The organism is Rhizobium sp. CCGE531, assembly GCF_003627795.1.
Lineage (GTDB): Bacteria > Pseudomonadota > Alphaproteobacteria > Rhizobiales > Rhizobiaceae > Rhizobium.
Window position 1 is genome coordinate 2982616 of record NZ_CP032684.1, and the last position, 16962, is coordinate 2999577.

Sequence of the window (16962 nt, forward strand, 5' to 3'; positions counted from 1 at the left end):
ATCATTCGCTCCGGAGTAAAGCTTCGGGAGCATGCCGACTCCGACCTCAAATCCGAGTCGAAATCAGGAGAAACATCGGACGCTCCCGCTCGATTGCCCAATCGGGATGGGCGGCGAGATCGTCATCGCTCGGCGACCATTCCTCGACATGCGCAATGGAAAAGCCCGACTTGATCAGCAGGTTCAACGTCGTGCCCATCGTCCGGTGCTGCTTGACGACGCCTTCGGCGAGCCAGTTCGTCACCCGCGGCCCTTCGGTCTGATAGGCGCTGAGCGGCCAGATCTTGCGACCGCCGGCATCGACCTGCCATTCCGGCTGCCGTGGCGCCATGTAGATCGGATGTTCGATCGAAAAGATCAGCCGGCCGCCGGGCCTCAGCGCCTGACGAATGGTCACCAGGAGCCCTGCAAAGCCTTCGATATAGTGGAAGGCCAGCGAACTATAGACGAGATCGAAACAGGCCGTAGGAAGCTGAAGCTTTTCGAGATCGGCCCGATCATAGTGAACGCGTGCATCAGCCGTCTCGGCACGAGCCCGCTCCAGCATCTTCTCCGAGACATCCAGTCCCAAAACACCGGCAGCGCCCTGCTCCACGGCCCAGCGGCAGAACCAGCCGAAGCCGCAACCGAGATCGACGACGTCGAGGCCCTTCATGTCAGGCATCAAGGCACGGATCGCAGGCCATTCGGCCGCGCCCGCCAGCCCGTCGACCGAGCGCTGCAGGCGGTTATAGCCTTCGAAGAAGCCAGGATCGTCATAGATATTCTGGGTCATGTTCATCTCTTGCAGATCGACGATGTCGATCCGGCAGCACTGATTTAGAAGCCCGATTCATTGCTCAGGTCACATCACCTTCGCCGCCGTGACCTCGACCTCCACCAGAAACTCGGCGCGCGTAAACCCGCCGACGATCAGCAAGGTCGAGACCGGCTTGGGATCCAGGATATAGCGGTCACGCACGGCCATATAGGCGGGAAAATCCTCTCGCGTAGTGACGAAGCTGGCGATACGGATGACATCGGCAAAGCTCATGCCGGCCTCATCCAGGATGGCATTGATCGCCTTGAAGCACATCTCGGCCTGGGCCGTAACGTCAGCCGGAATGCGGTCATCGAGGCCGATGCCGAGCTGGCCGGATGTGACCAACAGGCCGGCGCCCGGCGGCACCAGCAGGCCGTGATTGTAATTGCCGAAAGGGCGGCGGACGGATGGGGGATTGAATACCTTTTTCATCGAAACCGACTCCTCGTGATCGGGACGATTTCAACATTTTGAGGCTCAGTCGACAACCCGTTCAATGCGCTTGTACTGAAGTAACCACTCGATTTCGGCGCACTTCCAACAGGATATGTCCGAAAAGTGCCGCAAGCACGATCGGCCCGCCGATCAACGTCGCCGTCGACGGACGCTCGGCAAAGACCATCCAGACCCACAGCGGCGTCAGGGGCACTTCGAGCGCCGTCAGCAAGGCGGCGTCGGAGGCCGGAACCAGCCGCGAGCCGAATGTGTAGAGACTGAGGCCCATCGCATTCTGGATAATGCCGAAGGCGATGATCAAACCGAGATCCTGTCCGGACAGGGAAAGCGGCGAGGCAAACCAGAAGGTGATGAAAGAGCAGAGCCAGGCGGACAGCGCCATGGCCGGCAGCATCGGCACGTTGCGATGCTGGCGCATGACGACGGCAAGGCAGGCGACGGTCAGCGTCATGATGGCCGCGAGCCCCTTGCCGAGCCAGCTGCCGCCATCGCTTGCATGGCCGGAAAGCATGACGAGCACGCCGATGAAGGCAATGCCGCTGGCAATCAGCGTCCTCAGGTTCGGGCGCTCGCGGATGAAGAGGAAAGCGACGCCCGCGGTGACGAAGGGCACGGTCGCATAGATGACCATCGCATCGGCGACCGACGTATAATAGATCGAGCCGATGCCGCTGATCATGGATGCGGTGGAAAAGATCGTCGCCGCCAGCGACGGGCCGCGCATGGAGCGCAGGACACGAAAGGCGTTGCGGCGTTCGATGTAGAAGAACAGCGCGAACACCCCGAAACCAGAGACTATCCCGCGGCAGAACAGGATCGTCATGAGGTCGGCATGGATTGCGCGCACGAAAAGGCCTGATGTCGACCAGGCGAGCGCCGAGAGCGCGACATAAGCCACGCCCAACCTGTATTGCTGCTGTTCCGCCGGCGTCACGATCAAATCCCCTGCCCTATCGTGGGAGATCATTAGCGGGCAGCCATAACGCCCACAAGCAAAGCTTGCGTCGTTGCGCGTCGCAGCTGCCGGAAGATGACAAGGGTTGCAGGAAGGCCACGCCACACCCTCCGCCCCCGCGATCGAAAAAGATCGCCCAACCGTGGCTGTTGGCAAGATCATATTGATCTTGCACATCTTTACGATCGCTTTAAAGCGCGTCGCGATCTTTCAGATTCGCTTCCTGAGCCTTAAACTTTTGATTTTCGCATGTCGTTATCGCAAAACCGCTGCACACTTTTGCGCGACATGCTCTACGGTTCTGGCGACCTCGTCGAAGGAGAATCAATTGCGCCTGCTGTCAGCCACTTTGTTTGCATGCGGCTGCGTCAGCCTCGTCGACGGCCCCCTGTGGCCGCCGGCGCAAACCTATGTCGACAAGACGGTGCAATGCAGCCAGAGCAGCAATCCGGCCCGTTGCGAGCATACCCGCGACAGCTGGAAGGCGGATTACGAGGAAGCCATTGCCGGCGGCTATCGCGCGCAGAAACACGTCGCGCTGTGCCTCAGCACCGGCTGTGACGAGGCGATCCAACCCGACAAGATGCTCGGCTGTGCCTGGCGCATGGTGATTGCCGAGGCAAAGAACGCCTCAACGGACAACATGGATGCCGCAAACCTCAGCCGCTTCTGCGGAACGGACTATATCGACGAGAAGGGAAAGCTCGCTGCCGCCTCGCAAGCGAAGGCGATGCTGCGCCTGATCGGCAAATAGCAGGCCACGCGGCAGGGGTTTTCTGCAGCGTGGCTCGGCCTTATGCGTAAGGCACAAGGAATTTACTGATCGCCTCAATCTCGTTGGGGCGAATATCGTGGCCGCCCGCATGCCATTCGAGCGTAACCTCAGCATCCTGCCGTGCAAAATAGTCGGCGAGCGCCTGGGTCACCGGCGCGTGCGAGATCGGATCCCGCTCGCCCGCCGTGATCAGCACGCGCCTCCCCGCCAGCCTTGAATTGTCCTTTGGCTGGAAGGGGATGAGCGGATGCATCAGCACGGCCGCATCGAAAAGATCCCCATGCTCGATCAAAACGTTGGCGAGGATGTTCGCACCGTTGGAAAAACCGAGGCCGAGGACCTGCGATGCGCCGTATTCCGCCGCCAGTTCCGAGACATAGGCCGCCATCTTTTCCGTCGCCCGGGCAAGGTCCGCCATGTCATAGACGCCCTCGCCCGTCCGGCGGAAGAAACGCGCAGCACCATATTCCGAGACATCGCCGCGCGGCGATACGATGGTGGCGTCCGGCAGCAGCCGGGCAGCGAAATCGAAGAACTGGTTCTCATCGCCGCCGGTGCCATGGAAGGTGAAGAAAATAGGCTTTCCGGCTGCACCGGCCTTCAGCCGGTGCAGGTAATTCGTATTCGTCATGATATCTCTCCTGAATCAGCCTTCCAGCGGTTCAAGATGCTGCTCGATCAGGCCGCGCAGATGCGCGTGCTGCTCGGGCAGTTTCAGCGCTTCGCCGAGATGGGCCGTATCCTCGTCGCGGTTGAAGCCGGGTTCGTTGGTGGCGACTTCGAACAGCACGCCGCCCGGCGTGCGGAAATAGATCGCCCAGAAGTAATCGCGGTCGATGACCGGGGTCACCTGATAGCCCGTATCCATCAGCGCCTTGCGCACCTCGAGCTGCTTTGCGCGGTTCTCGACTGCAAAGGCGACATGGTGGACGGAGCCGGCGCCTGGAAGCGCGCGGTTGATGTTCGGCATGGTTTCGAGATCGACATAATCGGCACCGTTGCCGCCGGGCATGGCGAGCCGCTTGACGCCCTCATGCGTATCGACCACCTCGTAGCCCATATACTTCAAGAGCTCGGCCGTGGCGCCCTCGTCCCTGAGCCGCATGCCGACGGAATGGAAGCCCCTGATGGCATGCTCGGCATCGACGCCGTTGTGCGTCCAGGGCAGACGGCTATCGTCCTTGACCTCGACGAGAGCGAAGCCATCGCCATCGGGGCCTGAGAAATGCAGGCGCTTCTGGCCGAAGGATTCATCGGCCTTCAGGCCCTCGACGCCATGCTGGCCGAGCCGCTCGGTCCAGTAGCCGAGAGCGCCTTCCGGAACGGAGTAGACCGTATTGCCGACTTCGCCGGTGCCCGGACGGCCGCGCGCCATTTTCGGAAACGGGAAGTAGGTCATGATCGTGCCGGGGGTGCCGATCTCGTCACCATAGTAAAGGTGATAGACATCGGGAGCGTCGAAATTCACCGTCTTCTTGACGCGGCGCAGGCCGAGCGTGTCGGTGAAGAACTTGTTGTTGGTCCGCGCGTCTTCCGCCATCGAGGTAACGTGGTGAAGACCTTTGATCTGGTTAAGCATCTCTAACCCCTTTTTTCGCCTGCACCGGCAGGCGTTTCTCATGGGCAGAAGATGGTCTTGTGGGCGGTGTTTCGATAGCCCTCAAGTGCCAAACGGATTGTCTTCAATGAGTGAACGATAAATTCGGATCGTTCACCTGGAAGCCATATCGCTCTCATCTGGTTGATTCCTAACAGGAGCGGCGCTAGATTAAGCTAGACAGTCTAGCCAGCGAGAGTTTCGATGAATTGGCCATTGCAGGATGCGAAGAACCAGTTTTCAAAAGTCGTGCAGAAAGCGCGCAGTGAGGGACCGCAAATCGTCACCTTGCGCGGCGAACGTGCGGCTGTCGTCCTGTCTGCCGAAGACTATGATGCTCTCCTGGCCGGCAAACCGAGCCTTGCCGATGACTTGCTATCCGGACCGGCATGGGATGACGAAATGGCTGATGCCGTATCGAAGCGCAGCAAAACGCCAAGCCGGGATGTCCTTTTCTGATGTATCTGGTCGATACCAACGTCATCTCGGAAGTTCGGCGCGGTAATTCCCAGGCGGTTGCCTGGCTGCGCTCAATCGATCCCTCCACCGTTTATCTGAGTGTCATCACACTTGGAGAAATCATGCGCGGGATTGCGCTGAAGCGAAAATCGGACCCACGCGCCGCAGCGCATCTGGAAGAATGGCTGCGCAAGATCCGGCACGATCATGGCAATCGCATCCTTGCCATTACCGATCAGATTGCGGTCGAATGGGGACGTATCGCCGCACAGCGTCCGCGCGGTGATGCCGATGGATTAATCGCGGCAACGGCGATCGTTCATGACCTCATCGTCGTCACTCGCAACGTCGGCGATTTCGACGACACCGGCGCTTCAATCATCAACCCCTGGGACCAGGCGCCTTACTAAGGCATGTCGCGCAAAAGTGTGAAGCGGTTTTGCGATAACGACATGCGCCAGATCAAGAGTTTAAAGCGCAACAAGCGAATCTGAAAGATCGCCTCGCGCTTTAAGCATCCGGATTGCTCGGGAGCGCCCAGTCGATCGGATCCCTGCCGTGTTCGGTCAGATAGGCATTGGCCTTGGAAAAATGCCCGCAGCCGAGGAAGCCGTTATGGGCCGACAGCGGCGACGGATGCGCCGCCTTCAGCACCAGATGGCGCTCGGTATCGACGAAGGCGGCCTTCTTCTGCGCATAGGAGCCCCAGAGCATGAAGACGACGCCATCGCACTCGTCGTTGACCCTGCGGATGACGGCGTCGGTGAAGCGCTCCCAGCCCTTGCCCTGATGCGATGCGGCTTGAGATTCCTCGACCGTCAGCACGCTGTTGAGCAGCAAGACGCCTTGCTCCGCCCAGCTTTCCAGAAAGCCGTGCCGCGCCGGCGGAATGCCGAGATCGGTTTCCAGTTCCTTGTAGATATTGACCAGCGACGGCGGGATGCGCACGCCGGGACGCACGCTGAAGCAGAGCCCATGCGCCTGCCCGAAACCATGATAGGGGTCCTGCCCGAGAATGACGACCTGCACCTCGTCGAGCGGCGTCAGGTCCAGCGCCCGGAAATATTCGCCGCCGCGCGGGAAAATCACCTTGCCGCGTTGCTTTTCCTCGACGAGAAAGGCCTTGAGCTGCTGCATGTAGGGGCTTTCGAACTCCGGAGACAACGCCTCTTTCCAGCTCTCCTCCAGCTTGATGCTCGCTTCCGCCATCGTCTCGGGCCTCCGTCTGTTGTCAGCCTGTCGATTGAGGATGAAAGCGCCGGCATGTCAAGAAAATGGCTGGGGCGACGATGGGGAGATCACAGTTTTTGACGGGATGGGGACCGGATTGCGATGTCATGCGACAAATACCACGAACAGCAACTTTCGATCCAAGGCTGCCATTTTACAACCGTATTTTCGCAAAGACTAACCGTTAGCTTTGCAGGAAGCGCTCAACAGCCAACCATTCGTATCCGCGAATGCATCAAGGATCGAACACCTACAGCTTGATCGATTTGCACACATTCACTAAATCCGGAAGAGATTTCGGCGCGACCCTAGTTACGCGAATTTTGATCTTGCCTTCCATCTTTTGGAGGAACTTCGACGACCGCAACGCGCTTTTGAACGATCCGTACTCATCTCTATCGTAAGTATCGAGCGCGGCATCATAATACAATTCTACGGCCTTTTTGACATACTTACGGACCGCATTATTGAACTCTGAAGCTTGCATCTTCTGAAGTGTGACATGCGGCGATTTCCAAGCAGGCGCCTTCTCGAAGAGCTTGTACACGGAGAAAATGTTCCAATACGCGCTCGTGACACCCAGTAGACCCGAGTTCTCGTCTTCGCCTAGTTCTTTCAATGTCAGTTGACGTTCTTCATCGGCGATCTTACCGACTAACCAGCTTAGGTAAACTTCCGAAGCCGGAATACCTTTATAGAACAGCTTCTGATAGGGCTGATCGAAGAGTTCTCCTTTGTTTGCGATGGCCTGAATAAGGAATTCATTCTGAGTAGATGCCAGGAACTGCGTAACCTTATCGAGTTCGATCGTCTTGAGATCCTTCCTGCGGCGCGACCCCACCTGCTTCGGCGCATAATCGATGCCAACGGCCTTAAACTCCGCACGGAGAGTTTGCTGTAGATCGTCAGCCGCGCGGACCGACCATATCCGAACCGCGTTCTGCGAGTTATTGTAACGTACAATATCAGTTCGAATCGAGGCTTTCGCCGCGATTACTCGAGTCAATACCTTCGCCTCTTTTGAGGCTTTTGCCTGCACCAAGCTCGAAGTCGTTTGGCAGCCGTTTACGATGCTGAATCGCGTCAGCTTGAGTGATGTCGACACGTCCGTCGTCGCCAAGGGCTCGGCCGTATCTGCGACTATAGTTATGCCGTTGTTGAGCGCCCAGAACGAACCCGGTGTCTCTTTGGCGGTCTTAATGATTTGCTCGTTGATGCCGCCCTTGCGAGCGCCGAGAAACAAACGGATGTTGCCCGCAAATAGATCATCTCTGTGTTCCGTGTATAGTCTTTGAAGCTCGCCCGCGCTTACTGAGCCGAACCAGGCACGGCCATATGCACCGTGGTCTTCGATATGCCCGCCACTGAAGTTCAATGTACCTTCGGGTATACCACGCTCCGTCGAAACGAGCGTTTTATAGCGGGCGATAATCTCCTCTTGTGGAGCGAAAAAGAAAGAAACGTCCTTGTTTTTGGGGTCTTCTTGGTGGGCGTTCACTGAATCCTCGATCTCGGGAGACCGCAATGCCAAGGTAATGAAGCCAGCCGCGACTTGATAATCTGGGTATGTCTCACGCAGATTCGTGAGGGTTTCCGCTAAGTCGGGCCGTGTCTTAAGCAACTTGCCGGGATCATTGACGAACGGAAGTGCAGCAGTGATCGCGTCCCACTTATTCTTGGGAGCCTTCTTATCAAAGCGCTCCGGACAGTGAGCCTGGATGACAACAATCTCCTGATTGTTTTCATCGGCGAACGCGATATCAATGCCTTGATCATTGCCGCCATCGCTGGCCGCGGATTCAAGCGCCTCGTCTTCGTCTTGGTAGAAAAAGTTGATAGCGAACCATGCAGCGAAAGCGCGATTACGGGTGACTCCGCCGCGTTCCGCCAACTCATCGATCGACGCGAGAATGTCTTTCAGATCTTTGTTCTGTTCCATGATTCCCTACCGGCTCTCTGGAACTTAGGTAACCGAAGTCCCAGAGAGCCACAAGCCAGAGATGCATTTGCAACGGAGGAAACACGCACATCCACAACATACTCCCTCAGGATGCAATTATTGAGAGCTTGTTCCGCTGTAACCGCAATTTGGCAGCCAAGCATCGGGTGCCGCAAAATCTGGCCGCACAGCCGGCGTTGGTCGCAGGTTACAATCTGCTAATGACGCATCCAGACCAATCTCTTAGCCTGAGAGCAAGGCTAGTAGCATTTGCAGCACCATTCCACTTAAACATGCCAAAAAGCCGGTTCTTCCCGCCCGCAATCACCCCTTGATCCGCGCCATCTGCGGATCATAAAGCGGCCTCAGCGACACCCGGCACGCCACGCGGCTCTGCGCGACATCGAGCTCATAGCGGCCGGAAAGCACGAAATCCTCGGTGACACCGCCGGGATCGCGGACATAGCCGTAGCCGATGGCCTTGCCGATCGTGTAGCCGTAGCCGCCGCTCGACAGCCAGCCGACGCGCTGACCATCGCGATAGATCGTTTCGCGGCCGAGAAGCACGATTTCGGGATCGTCTGGCACGAAGCAGGCAAGCATCTTCTTCACGCCCGAAGCGAGCTGCCGCTCGATCGCCTCGCGGCCACGGAATGCGATGTCCTTCTTCGTCTTCACCGCCCAGCCAAGCCCAGCTTCGATGGGCGTATGATCCGGCCCGATATCGGAGCCCCAGGCGCGATAGCCCTTCTCCAGCCGGCAGCTCTCGATGGCGCGATAGCCGGCATTGATGAGGCCGTGTTCGCGCCCGGCCGCCATCAACCCATCATAGACGGTGGCGGCATATTCGACCGGCACATGCAGCTCATAACCGAGTTCGCCGACATAGGTGATGCGCAGCGCCCTGACGGGGCAACCGGCAATGCCAACGGTCTTCACCTTGCCGAAGGGGAACGCAGCATTCGAAACATCGGCCGAGGTCACGGCCTGCAGGATCGCACGCGACTTCGGTCCCATCAGCGACAGCACCGAATAGGCGGAGGTGACATCCACCAACTCCGCATGCAAGTCAGCCGGAATATTGCGCGCGATCCAGTCGAAATCATGCGTGGCGAAACCGGTGCCCGTGGTGATGTAGAATTCGTTCTCCGCGATGCGGGCGACGGTGACATCGCATTCGATGCCGCCCCGGTCGTTCAGCATCTGAGTATAGGTCAAGGCACCCACAGGCTTGGCGACATCATTGGCGGCAATCCACGACACTGCCGCCTCGGCATCCCTGCCTTTCAGCACGAATTTGGCGAAGGAGGTCTGGTCGAAGATAACGGCCGCCTCGCGTACAGCCTTATGCTCTCGGCCGACGGCATCGAACCAGTTCTGACGGCCGTAGGTATAGATATCCTTCGGCTCCTCGCCTGCAAAGAGATCGGCAAACCAGTTCGGCCGTTCCCAGCCGAGCTTTTCGCCGAAGCAGGCCCCCTGCGCCTTCAGGCGATCGTAAAGCGGCGACTTGCGGCAGGGCCGGCCGCTGGAATGCTCCTCGAAGGGCCAGGCCATGGTGTAGTGCTTGCCATAGGCCTCCAGCGTGCGGGTGCGAACCCAGTCGGTATCGAAATGCGGACGGCCGAAACGCCTGATATCGACAGGCCACAGGTCGTAGGGCGGCTCGCCCTTGGCGACCCATTCGGCCAACGCCATGCCGGCCCCGCCGGCGGAGGCTATGCCGAAGGCATTGAAGCCGGCGCCGACGAAGAAGTTCCTCACCTCCGGCGCTTCGCCGAGAATGAAGTTGCCATCGGGCGTAAAACTCTCCGGACCGCACAGCAGCTGCTTGACGCCGGCCGTCTGCAACGCCGGCACACGCATCAGCGCCTGTTCCATGATCTGCTCGAAATGATCGAAATTACTGTCGAGCAGCGTGTAGTGGAAATCCTTCGGGATACCGTCGAGCGCCCAGGGGATGGGATTGGGTTCATAGCCGCCCATGACCAGCCCGCCGACCTCCTCCTTGTAGTAGGTGAGCCTATCCGGGTCGCGCAGCGTCGGCAGGTTGGAGGGCACGCCGAAGGATTCGGTGATGAGATATTGATGCTCGACCGAGACGAGCGGCACATTGACGCCGAAACGGGCAGCAAACGTCCGCGTCCATTGTCCGGCGCAGACCACGACGCGCTCGCATTCGATGCGCCCCCTCTCGGTGATGACGGCGCGGATCCGGCCCTTGTCGATCTCCAGATCGAGAACCTCGGTATCCTCGAAGATCGAGACACCGCTCATGCGCGCACCCTTCGCCAGCGCCTGGGTAATATCGGAAGGATTGGCCTGCCCATCCGTCGGCAGGAAGGCGGCGCCGACGAGGTCGTCGACATCCATCAGCGGCCAGAGATCGCGCGCCTCCTGCGGCGTCAGCAGATGCATCTGCAGGCCGAAGGATTGCGCCGTCGTCGCCTGCCGCTTGACCTCCGTCCAGCGCTCCTCGTTGCAGGCAAGGCGCAAGCCCCCATTCATCTTCCAGCCGGTGGCAAGCCCCGTCTCCGCTTCGAGCTTCTTGTAGAGATCGACCGAATAGCCGAGCATCTGCGTGATATTGGCGCTGGTGCGCAGCTGGCCGACGAGACCGGCGGCATGGAACGTCGTGCCCGAGGTCAGCTTCTTGCGCTCCAGCAGCACCGTATCGGTGAAGCCGAGTTTGCCGAGATGGTAGGCCGTCGAGCAGCCGATGATGCCGCCGCCGATGACGACGGTCTTTGCTGTGGTCGGCAGTTCCTTCATCGCGTCACCTCAAGAATTGCGAAAGCTCTGCCAGGCGCTTTCGAAGCGCCGCAGATTTTCAGCTGTATAGGAAGAATAATCGAAATCGATGTCGGAATGGATTTCCGAAACCATACTCCACATCGTCTCGCGCAGGAGTGAGGCGCATTTCATCGCCTGATAGCGGCGGCGCAGATCGTCGCTGGCACCAGCCTCGAAATAGGCTTCCAGCATCGCCTCTTCCTGTGCTTCGGAAAATTCATTGTTGGAGGCGAGGCCGCCGAGGTCGAAGAGCGGCGTGTTGAAGCCGGCATAATCCCAATCGATCAGCCAAAGCCGCGTGCCATCGTCGAGGAAGTTCGCGGCAAGCAGATCATTGTGGCCGAAGGCGATCTCGAAGGGACCGGCCTCGCGTTCAAGCCGCTCGGCGATCTCCAGGAAGGAAGGCAGCATCGGCCCGTGCCGGCTACCGCCGGCCTTGAGAACGGCCGCATAATCCCTGACCACATGGAAGACCCAGAAGATCGCCGCCGGCCCGCGAAAAAGCCTGCCGACATCGCGATGGCAAGACCGGACAAGCGCCACGACGCGGGCCATCATTGCGGGCTCACCTATATCATCGGCCGACAGCGGCTTTGCGTCGATATAGTCAAGCACCAGTATGCCGGACTCGTGATGGATGACGGCGGGCGAGAGGCCCGCGGCATGGGCGGCCCTGCTCGCCGCCACCTCGTTGGCGCGGCTGATATGATGGACGGGAATATCCTCACCCAGCCGCACGACGAAGCGTCGCCCCGCATTGCCGACCAGATAGTTGCGATTGGTGATGCCCCCGACCAGCGGGGCGATCTCGATCGGCCCGCGCCAGATGCCGAGAGAATGGATCCTGTCTTCCGGCGTCGCAGTCATTCCCCCTCCGGCACCACTGCTGAGCATCCTTCGGACGAGAAAGGTTCCTTACAAAAGCGAAGCTGTCAAGGGCGCCCCACAAAATGAAACGAATATTTGGCTTTTTGTTGGATTAGAAAGGAAGCTCGAACTGGATGAGCTATGGATATCGCAAAGAGAGCGCTTCACCGTGGGTGAGATTTGTCTTAAAAACTCAGGCGCGAGGCAACCGGATCAAGCCCGTGCGCGTTGACGCCTCTGGCGGCGACGGGAGTGGTTATTTCGGAACTCATGCACATTTCGGGATCAATACCCTCAATAGGATCAGGAACCATGTCGGGCATATCCCAGCCACCGCTTCACTCTAATCATCGCGAACGCGAGATTCTGGAGGAACTGCGCCTGGCCGGCGGCGCGAGCCGCATCCAGTTCCTGGCCGAACGGCTCGGCGTTTCCGAAGAAACCATTCGCCGCAACATCCGCAGCCTCGAGGCCAACGGGCTCGTGACCAAGGTACATGGCGGGGTCCACATCAAGGACTCGATGATCGAGCCGCCGCTGCATCTGCGCATGAACGAGAATGCGGAAGCCAAGCGGATGATCGCCGCCTCCGTCGCATCCATGATCGAGGATGGAGACGCACTCTTCCTCGATGTCGGCTCAACCACGGCCTTCATCGCCGTCGCGTTGCAGAAGCACCAGAACCTCTTCGTCGTCACCAATGCCGTCGCAGTCGCTCACGCGCTCGCAACCCGCAACGGCAACCGGGTCTTCTTCGCCGGCGGCGAGCTGCGCGGGCACGACGGCGGCGCCTTCGGCATGGAGGCCGCCAATTTCCTGCGCCGCTTCAACATACGTCATGCCATCCTGTCGGTCGGCGCCATCAACGCCACTTCCGGCTTCATGCTGCACGACCTCGAAGAAGCGGAATATTCCCGGGAAGCGGCCGGCCGCGCCGAAAACTGCATCATCGTCGCCGACAGCGCCAAATTCGGACGCAGCGCACCCATCGTCCTCAGCGAACCGGCCATGTTCGACAAACTGGTCACCGACGACACACCGCCATCAGACATTCGCGCCATGCTGGAGCGCAACAATATCGAACTCGTTGTCGCCAACCGGCAGCGGGTGGAGCGGCGATAGATTGAAGGCTGGCGCTATCAGCTACTGCCGGTATCCGCTTCGGGAATGTGTTGAATCTACTTAATCCTTACACATCGCCTCCAGCGTCTGGGCCGCCTTGCTGGCATGGCGCTCTTTGTGGCGCAGCAGCCGGAAGCTGCGGGCCGGCAGATCGAATGCCGCCTGCACCAGCAGTCCTTGCCCGAGATAGGCTCTCGCCGCAGCACTGGAAATAGCCGCAGCACTTTCCCCGGCACAGACGGCGGATAGCACCGCTTCATTCGACGGCAAGACGAGCGCCACGTCGAGATCGCGCGGCGACGCCCCAAACCCAACGACCGCGCTCTCGAATTCCGAACGCGTGCCCGAGCCCTCCTCCCGCATCACCCAGGAGGTGCCGTTAGCGAGATCGGCGACGGTCAGCTGCCGTCCATCCGCCCAGGGATGATGCGGCGGCACGACGATGACGAGCGCATCCTGCGCGACGATCTTCATCGAGAGAGCCGGCGCGTCCACTTCACCCTCGATGAAGCCTAGTTCGGCAGCACCATCGATGACGGCTTCCGTGACGGTTCGCGTGTTGCCGATCGTCAGATCCAGCTCGATGCCGGGATAATCGCGATGAAACCGCATCAGCAGCGGCGGCAACCAGTAGCTGGCGATGGTCTGGCTCGCATAGAGGCTGAGCCGGCCGCGCTGCAACCCACCAAGTTCGGACAGCATGAGTTCCGCCGCGCGCACGCGCGCAAGCGTCGCCTTGGCTTCACCTAGGAAGGACCTCCCGGTCTCCGTCAGCTCGATCCGCCGCCCGACCCGGTGAAACAGCTCCACCCTGTAATAGGCCTCAAGGTTCTTGATCGCCGAACTGACCGCCGAAGGCGTCAGGTGGATGGCTTCCGCGGCATTGGTCAGATGTTCTCGCTCGGCGACGGCGACGAAAATTGCGAGTTGCTCGAAGGTCATGGGAAATCATTCTAATTTATCGAATGAAACATAGGATAATATTCGATGGATGTCGACATCGACAGGTGAGACTTTCCCGCCGTCACCCAAGCATGACAAACGAACGACGGCACGATATGTCTCTTGCTCAACGCGCAAACACCATCCTTCCCGGCCTTGCACTCACCTGTGCCGTGGCCCTATTCGCCTATGCCGGCGAGCATGTCGAAGTCGGCCTGTTCGGGGGCCGATGGATCGAAAGCCTGGTGCTCGCCATCGCGCTCGGCATCGCCGTCTGCACTCTCAAGCCGCTGAAGCCCGCCATGAAGCCGGGCATCGATTTCAGCGCCAAGATCCTGCTGGAAATCGCCATCGTGCTTCTCGGCGCCTCCATCAGCCTCTCCGCCATTCGCGGCGCCGGCGTCTGGCTGATCGCCGGCATCGCCATCGTCGTCATTTTGTCGATCGCCGCCACTTACGTCATCGGACGGGCGCTTGGCTTGCCGCCGAAGCTGGCAACGCTGATCGCCTGCGGCAACTCGATATGCGGCAACTCGGCCATCGTGGCCGTTGCTCCCGTGATCGAGGCGGATTCGCAGGAGATCGCCGCAGCACTCGCCTTTACCGCCGTCCTTGGCATTGCGGCCGTGTTTCTGCTGCCGCTTCTTTATTTCCACCTCGGCATGAGCGTGCCGCAATACGGAACCCTGGCCGGACTGACCGTCTACGCGGTGCCGCAGGTGCTGGCCGCGACCGCGCCCGTCGGCCTGCTCGCTGTCCAGACCGGCACGCTGGTCAAGCTCGTCCGCGTCCTGATGCTGGGTCCCGTGATCTTTCTGCTCGGCATCGCCACCAAGGCCGAAGCGGCCGGCGCCGGCGAACAGGGCAGCAGCCATCAATCGCTTGTGCCCTGGTTCATCTGCGGCTTTCTTGGGCTGATGGCGCTGCGCTCCTTCGGCCTCATTCCGGATGCGCTGATTGCCCCGATGGAGGTGGTGTCGGGCATCCTGACCGTCATCGCCATGGCGGCACTCGGCCTGTCCGTGAATATCCGCTCCGTCGCGCATGCGGGCGGCCGGGTCATTGCTGCCGCGACGCTGTCGCTGCTGATGCTCGCCGTCATTAGCTACGGTTTGATCGTCGCCTTGCAGATCCAGTAGCACGCGCGCCCGCCGTCGGTCGGCTCTTGTCCATGACGACAGCCGCTTTCAGCAATGCGGCAATCTCGTTTCCCGAAGCCGGATAGCCGATGGCATAGCCTTGAAGTTCGTCGCAACCGACTTCGGCCAGGATGCGCGCATGTTCTTCGGTCTCGACCCCTTCGGCAACGACCTCGACATTCAAGGCCCGCGCGATGTCGACGATGGAGCCGACAAGCCGGCGCTGTTCGTCGGACACCGTTACCGCCGTCACCAGTTGCCGATCGATCTTCAACCGCTTCGGCTTCAGTGTAACCAAGCCGATCAACGACGCATGGCCGGAGCCGAAATCATCGATCTCGATATCGATCCCCATCTCCTTGATGCCGGCGATATTGGCGAGCACCCGGTCGTCGGGAGCATCGAGAAAGATGGTTTCGACCAGTTCGAAGGCGATGGCGTTGCGGGGTATCCTGAGCGCCTTCAACCCTTCGATCAGATCCGGATCGGCGAGCCGGCGTCCGGAAATATTGACGGCAATGCGCGGCGGCGAGAGACCCTGCGACACCCAGTCCGACCGGTCGGTAAGCGCGCGCTTCAGGACGGCCGCATCGATTTCGGCGGTGAGCCCGTATTCATCGGCCACCTTCAGGAAGGCGATCGGGCTCAACAATCCCCTTTCCGGATGCCGCCAACGCGCGAGCGCCTCCAATCCGACAATGCGGCGACTGCGGGCATCCACCTGAATCTGATAGAAGGGCTCGATCTGACACAGCACCGGCGCCAAACGCAATTCGTCGGCCAGCTGACGCTCCGCATGCAGGTCGGATTGCAGCTTCGGCGTGAAGAACTCTACCCGGTTGCGGCCGAGCTTCTTGGCCTGGAAAAGCGCGACATCGGATTCCGCCAGCAGATTGCCGGCGCTGCCGGCCTCGCTCATGGCCACGCCGATCGAGGCACCGATCTTCAGCATCTCATTGCCGAAACGCACCTCGCGTCGCAATCGCCAGAAAATATCATTCGCGATCGCTTCCAGCCTCTCGGCGTTGCCGACATTCACCAGAGCAGCCACGAATTCATCGCCGCCGATACGCGCGACGATGTCGTTGGCGGTTATGGCTCCGGATACGCGCGCGGCAGCACTCTGCAATGTCGCGTCGCCGGCCGCATGACCCCATTTGTCGTTGATCTCCTTGAACCCGACGAGATCGATGTGGAGCACGGCCAACGTCTCGACGGACGCGTCGTTGCGCAATTCGGCCAACCGCCGATCGAAATAGCGCCGGTTCGGAAGGCCGGTGAGATAATCGTGATCGGCGGCATGCTCGATTCGCGCGCGGCTCTGCTCCAGCGCAACGGCGCGGGCTTCGGCAATGGCCTTTTGGCTGGTCAGCTCGCGATTGAGCAATACGTCGGCGGTTACATCCCATTCGGCGCCGATGAAGGAAGGCGCGCCATCGGCATCTTCATAGTAATGAGCGCGCGAGCGCAGATGACGCACCTCACCGCTGGGCAGAATGATCCGGAACTGCGAGTTGTAGAAGCCCTTCCCCTCGAGCGCGACCTGGAAGTCGTTGTTCGCCCTTTCATGATCCTCGGGATGCAACGCCTTAAACCAGACATTGGAGGAAACCCGGCGATTGTGGCGCCCGGTCGCGTAGAGCTTGTGCATCTGCTGGTCCCAGAGCAGCTCCTGTTCGTTGACGTTATGCTGCCAGACGCCGATTTGAGACGCCTCCAGCGCCAGCTCCAGCCTTCTCAAAAGGTCCTGGAACTCTTCCTCGCTTCGCCCTGATGTCGTCTCGGCCAAAGAGCTCCACCCCGTTCGGAAACTGAAGGGACCGCATAACTGCTGCCAAGTATATATGCACTACTCCCTTTCACGAACTTTAATGGTAGCGCATTGT

16 protein-coding genes are annotated in these 16962 nt (G+C 59.8%); 5 read left to right on the forward strand and 11 right to left on the reverse strand.

The window, feature by feature from the left end; translation table 11 throughout:
• Positions 1 to 46 precede the first annotated feature (46 nt).
• From CCGE531_RS14565 to CCGE531_RS14575, 3 genes are all read right to left on the reverse strand, one after another.
• Positions 47 to 775, reverse strand: coding sequence for a class I SAM-dependent methyltransferase (locus tag CCGE531_RS14565; RefSeq protein WP_120666847.1), 729 nt, complete (start codon positions 773 to 775; stop codon positions 47 to 49).
• A gap of 69 nt (positions 776 to 844) precedes the next feature.
• Entirely contained in the window at positions 845 to 1234 is a 390-nt protein-coding gene (locus CCGE531_RS14570) for a RidA family protein (RefSeq protein ID WP_120664811.1), read from the reverse strand.
• A 61-nt stretch (positions 1235 to 1295) separates the two neighbouring features.
• Positions 1296 to 2192, reverse strand: coding sequence for a DMT family transporter (locus CCGE531_RS14575; protein ID WP_120666849.1), 897 nt, complete (start codon positions 2190 to 2192; stop codon positions 1296 to 1298).
• A gap of 349 nt (positions 2193 to 2541) precedes the next feature.
• Between CCGE531_RS14575 and CCGE531_RS14580 the strand changes: the two genes are divergently transcribed.
• On the forward strand, positions 2542 to 2967 hold the full coding sequence (locus CCGE531_RS14580) for a hypothetical protein (RefSeq protein WP_120666850.1): 426 nt from the start codon (positions 2542 to 2544) through the stop codon (positions 2965 to 2967).
• Positions 2968 to 3007: 40 nt separating this feature from the next.
• Here the strand turns inward: CCGE531_RS14580 and CCGE531_RS14585 are convergent, their stop codons facing one another.
• The gene (locus CCGE531_RS14585) at positions 3008 to 3619 is read right to left on the reverse strand and encodes an alpha/beta hydrolase (protein ID WP_120664812.1); all 612 of its coding nucleotides are present in this window, start codon (positions 3617 to 3619) and stop codon (positions 3008 to 3010) included.
• A 15-nt stretch (positions 3620 to 3634) separates the two neighbouring features.
• A complete protein-coding gene (locus tag CCGE531_RS14590) occupies positions 3635 to 4567 on the reverse strand; it encodes a VOC family protein (protein WP_120664813.1) in 933 nt (310 codons plus the stop codon).
• A 222-nt stretch (positions 4568 to 4789) separates the two neighbouring features.
• On the opposite strand from CCGE531_RS14590, the gene CCGE531_RS14595 reads away from it, so the two are divergent.
• Entirely contained in the window at positions 4790 to 5044 is a 255-nt protein-coding gene (locus tag CCGE531_RS14595) for a type II toxin-antitoxin system Phd/YefM family antitoxin (RefSeq protein ID WP_120664814.1), read from the forward strand.
• Positions 5044 to 5454: a type II toxin-antitoxin system VapC family toxin gene (locus tag CCGE531_RS14600; RefSeq protein ID WP_120664815.1), complete on the forward strand. Its 411-nt coding sequence runs from the start codon at positions 5044 to 5046 to the stop codon at positions 5452 to 5454. The genes CCGE531_RS14595 and CCGE531_RS14600 overlap by 1 nt, the downstream gene beginning before the upstream one ends.
• A 100-nt stretch (positions 5455 to 5554) precedes the next feature.
• Here the strand turns inward: CCGE531_RS14600 and ung are convergent, their stop codons facing one another.
• The 4 genes from ung to CCGE531_RS14620 all read right to left on the reverse strand — a co-directional run bounded on the left by ung (position 5555) and on the right by CCGE531_RS14620 (position 11873).
• Positions 5555 to 6253 (reverse strand): uracil-DNA glycosylase, encoded by a 699-nt coding sequence (ung, locus tag CCGE531_RS14605; RefSeq protein WP_120664816.1) that lies wholly within the window; start codon positions 6251 to 6253, stop codon positions 5555 to 5557.
• Between the two features lie 271 nt (positions 6254 to 6524).
• The gene (locus CCGE531_RS14610) at positions 6525 to 8213 is read right to left on the reverse strand and encodes an AIPR family protein (protein ID WP_120664817.1); all 1689 of its coding nucleotides are present in this window, start codon (positions 8211 to 8213) and stop codon (positions 6525 to 6527) included.
• 324 nt (positions 8214 to 8537) lie between these two features.
• The gene (locus tag CCGE531_RS14615) at positions 8538 to 10985 is read right to left on the reverse strand and encodes an FAD-dependent oxidoreductase (RefSeq protein WP_120664818.1); all 2448 of its coding nucleotides are present in this window, start codon (positions 10983 to 10985) and stop codon (positions 8538 to 8540) included.
• Positions 10986 to 10994: 9 nt separating this feature from the next.
• Positions 10995 to 11873 (reverse strand): choline/ethanolamine kinase family protein, encoded by an 879-nt coding sequence (locus tag CCGE531_RS14620; protein ID WP_120664819.1) that lies wholly within the window; start codon positions 11871 to 11873, stop codon positions 10995 to 10997.
• A gap of 312 nt (positions 11874 to 12185) precedes the next feature.
• On the opposite strand from CCGE531_RS14620, the gene CCGE531_RS14625 reads away from it, so the two are divergent.
• The gene (locus tag CCGE531_RS14625; protein WP_120664820.1) at positions 12186 to 12995 is read left to right on the forward strand and encodes a DeoR/GlpR family DNA-binding transcription regulator; all 810 of its coding nucleotides are present in this window, start codon (positions 12186 to 12188) and stop codon (positions 12993 to 12995) included.
• A gap of 60 nt (positions 12996 to 13055) precedes the next feature.
• On the opposite strand, the gene CCGE531_RS14630 is transcribed toward CCGE531_RS14625, so the two are convergent.
• Complete coding sequence (locus CCGE531_RS14630; protein ID WP_120664821.1) at positions 13056 to 13937, reverse strand: LysR substrate-binding domain-containing protein; 882 nt, start codon at positions 13935 to 13937, stop codon at positions 13056 to 13058.
• A gap of 116 nt (positions 13938 to 14053) precedes the next feature.
• On the opposite strand from CCGE531_RS14630, the gene CCGE531_RS14635 reads away from it, so the two are divergent.
• A complete protein-coding gene (locus tag CCGE531_RS14635; protein WP_120664822.1) occupies positions 14054 to 15076 on the forward strand; it encodes a YeiH family protein in 1023 nt (340 codons plus the stop codon).
• On the opposite strand, the gene CCGE531_RS14640 is transcribed toward CCGE531_RS14635, so the two are convergent.
• Positions 15039 to 16865 carry an EAL domain-containing protein gene (locus tag CCGE531_RS14640; protein ID WP_120664823.1) on the reverse strand — a complete coding sequence of 609 codons (1827 nt, stop codon included), beginning with the start codon at positions 16863 to 16865 and terminating at the stop codon, positions 15039 to 15041. The two genes, CCGE531_RS14635 and CCGE531_RS14640, sit on opposite strands and share 38 nt — an antisense overlap.
• Positions 16866 to 16962: the final 97 nt, after the last annotated feature.

What these genes read in the sequence shown, in the direction of transcription:
- CCGE531_RS14565 (WP_120666847.1), bottom strand. Translation starts at nt 775, where the DNA reads ATGACCCAGAATATCTATGACGATCCTGGCTTCTTCGAAGGCTATAAC.
- CCGE531_RS14570 (WP_120664811.1), bottom strand. Translation starts at nt 1,234, where the DNA reads ATGAAAAAGGTATTCAATCCCCCATCCGTCCGCCGCCCTTTCGGCAAT.
- CCGE531_RS14585 (WP_120664812.1), bottom strand. Translation starts at nt 3,619, where the DNA reads ATGACGAATACGAATTACCTGCACCGGCTGAAGGCCGGTGCAGCCGGA.
- CCGE531_RS14590 (WP_120664813.1), bottom strand. Translation starts at nt 4,567, where the DNA reads ATGCTTAACCAGATCAAAGGTCTTCACCACGTTACCTCGATGGCGGAA.
- CCGE531_RS14595 (WP_120664814.1), top strand. Translation starts at nt 4,790, where the DNA reads ATGAATTGGCCATTGCAGGATGCGAAGAACCAGTTTTCAAAAGTCGTG.
- CCGE531_RS14600 (WP_120664815.1), top strand. Translation starts at nt 5,044, where the DNA reads ATGTATCTGGTCGATACCAACGTCATCTCGGAAGTTCGGCGCGGTAAT.
- ung (WP_120664816.1), bottom strand. Translation starts at nt 6,253, where the DNA reads ATGGCGGAAGCGAGCATCAAGCTGGAGGAGAGCTGGAAAGAGGCGTTG.
- CCGE531_RS14610 (WP_120664817.1), bottom strand. Translation starts at nt 8,213, where the DNA reads ATGGAACAGAACAAAGATCTGAAAGACATTCTCGCGTCGATCGATGAG.
- CCGE531_RS14615 (WP_120664818.1), bottom strand. Translation starts at nt 10,985, where the DNA reads ATGAAGGAACTGCCGACCACAGCAAAGACCGTCGTCATCGGCGGCGGC.
- CCGE531_RS14620 (WP_120664819.1), bottom strand. Translation starts at nt 11,873, where the DNA reads ATGACTGCGACGCCGGAAGACAGGATCCATTCTCTCGGCATCTGGCGC.
- CCGE531_RS14625 (WP_120664820.1), top strand. Translation starts at nt 12,186, where the DNA reads ATGTCGGGCATATCCCAGCCACCGCTTCACTCTAATCATCGCGAACGC.
- CCGE531_RS14630 (WP_120664821.1), bottom strand. Translation starts at nt 13,937, where the DNA reads ATGACCTTCGAGCAACTCGCAATTTTCGTCGCCGTCGCCGAGCGAGAA.
- CCGE531_RS14635 (WP_120664822.1), top strand. Translation starts at nt 14,054, where the DNA reads ATGTCTCTTGCTCAACGCGCAAACACCATCCTTCCCGGCCTTGCACTC.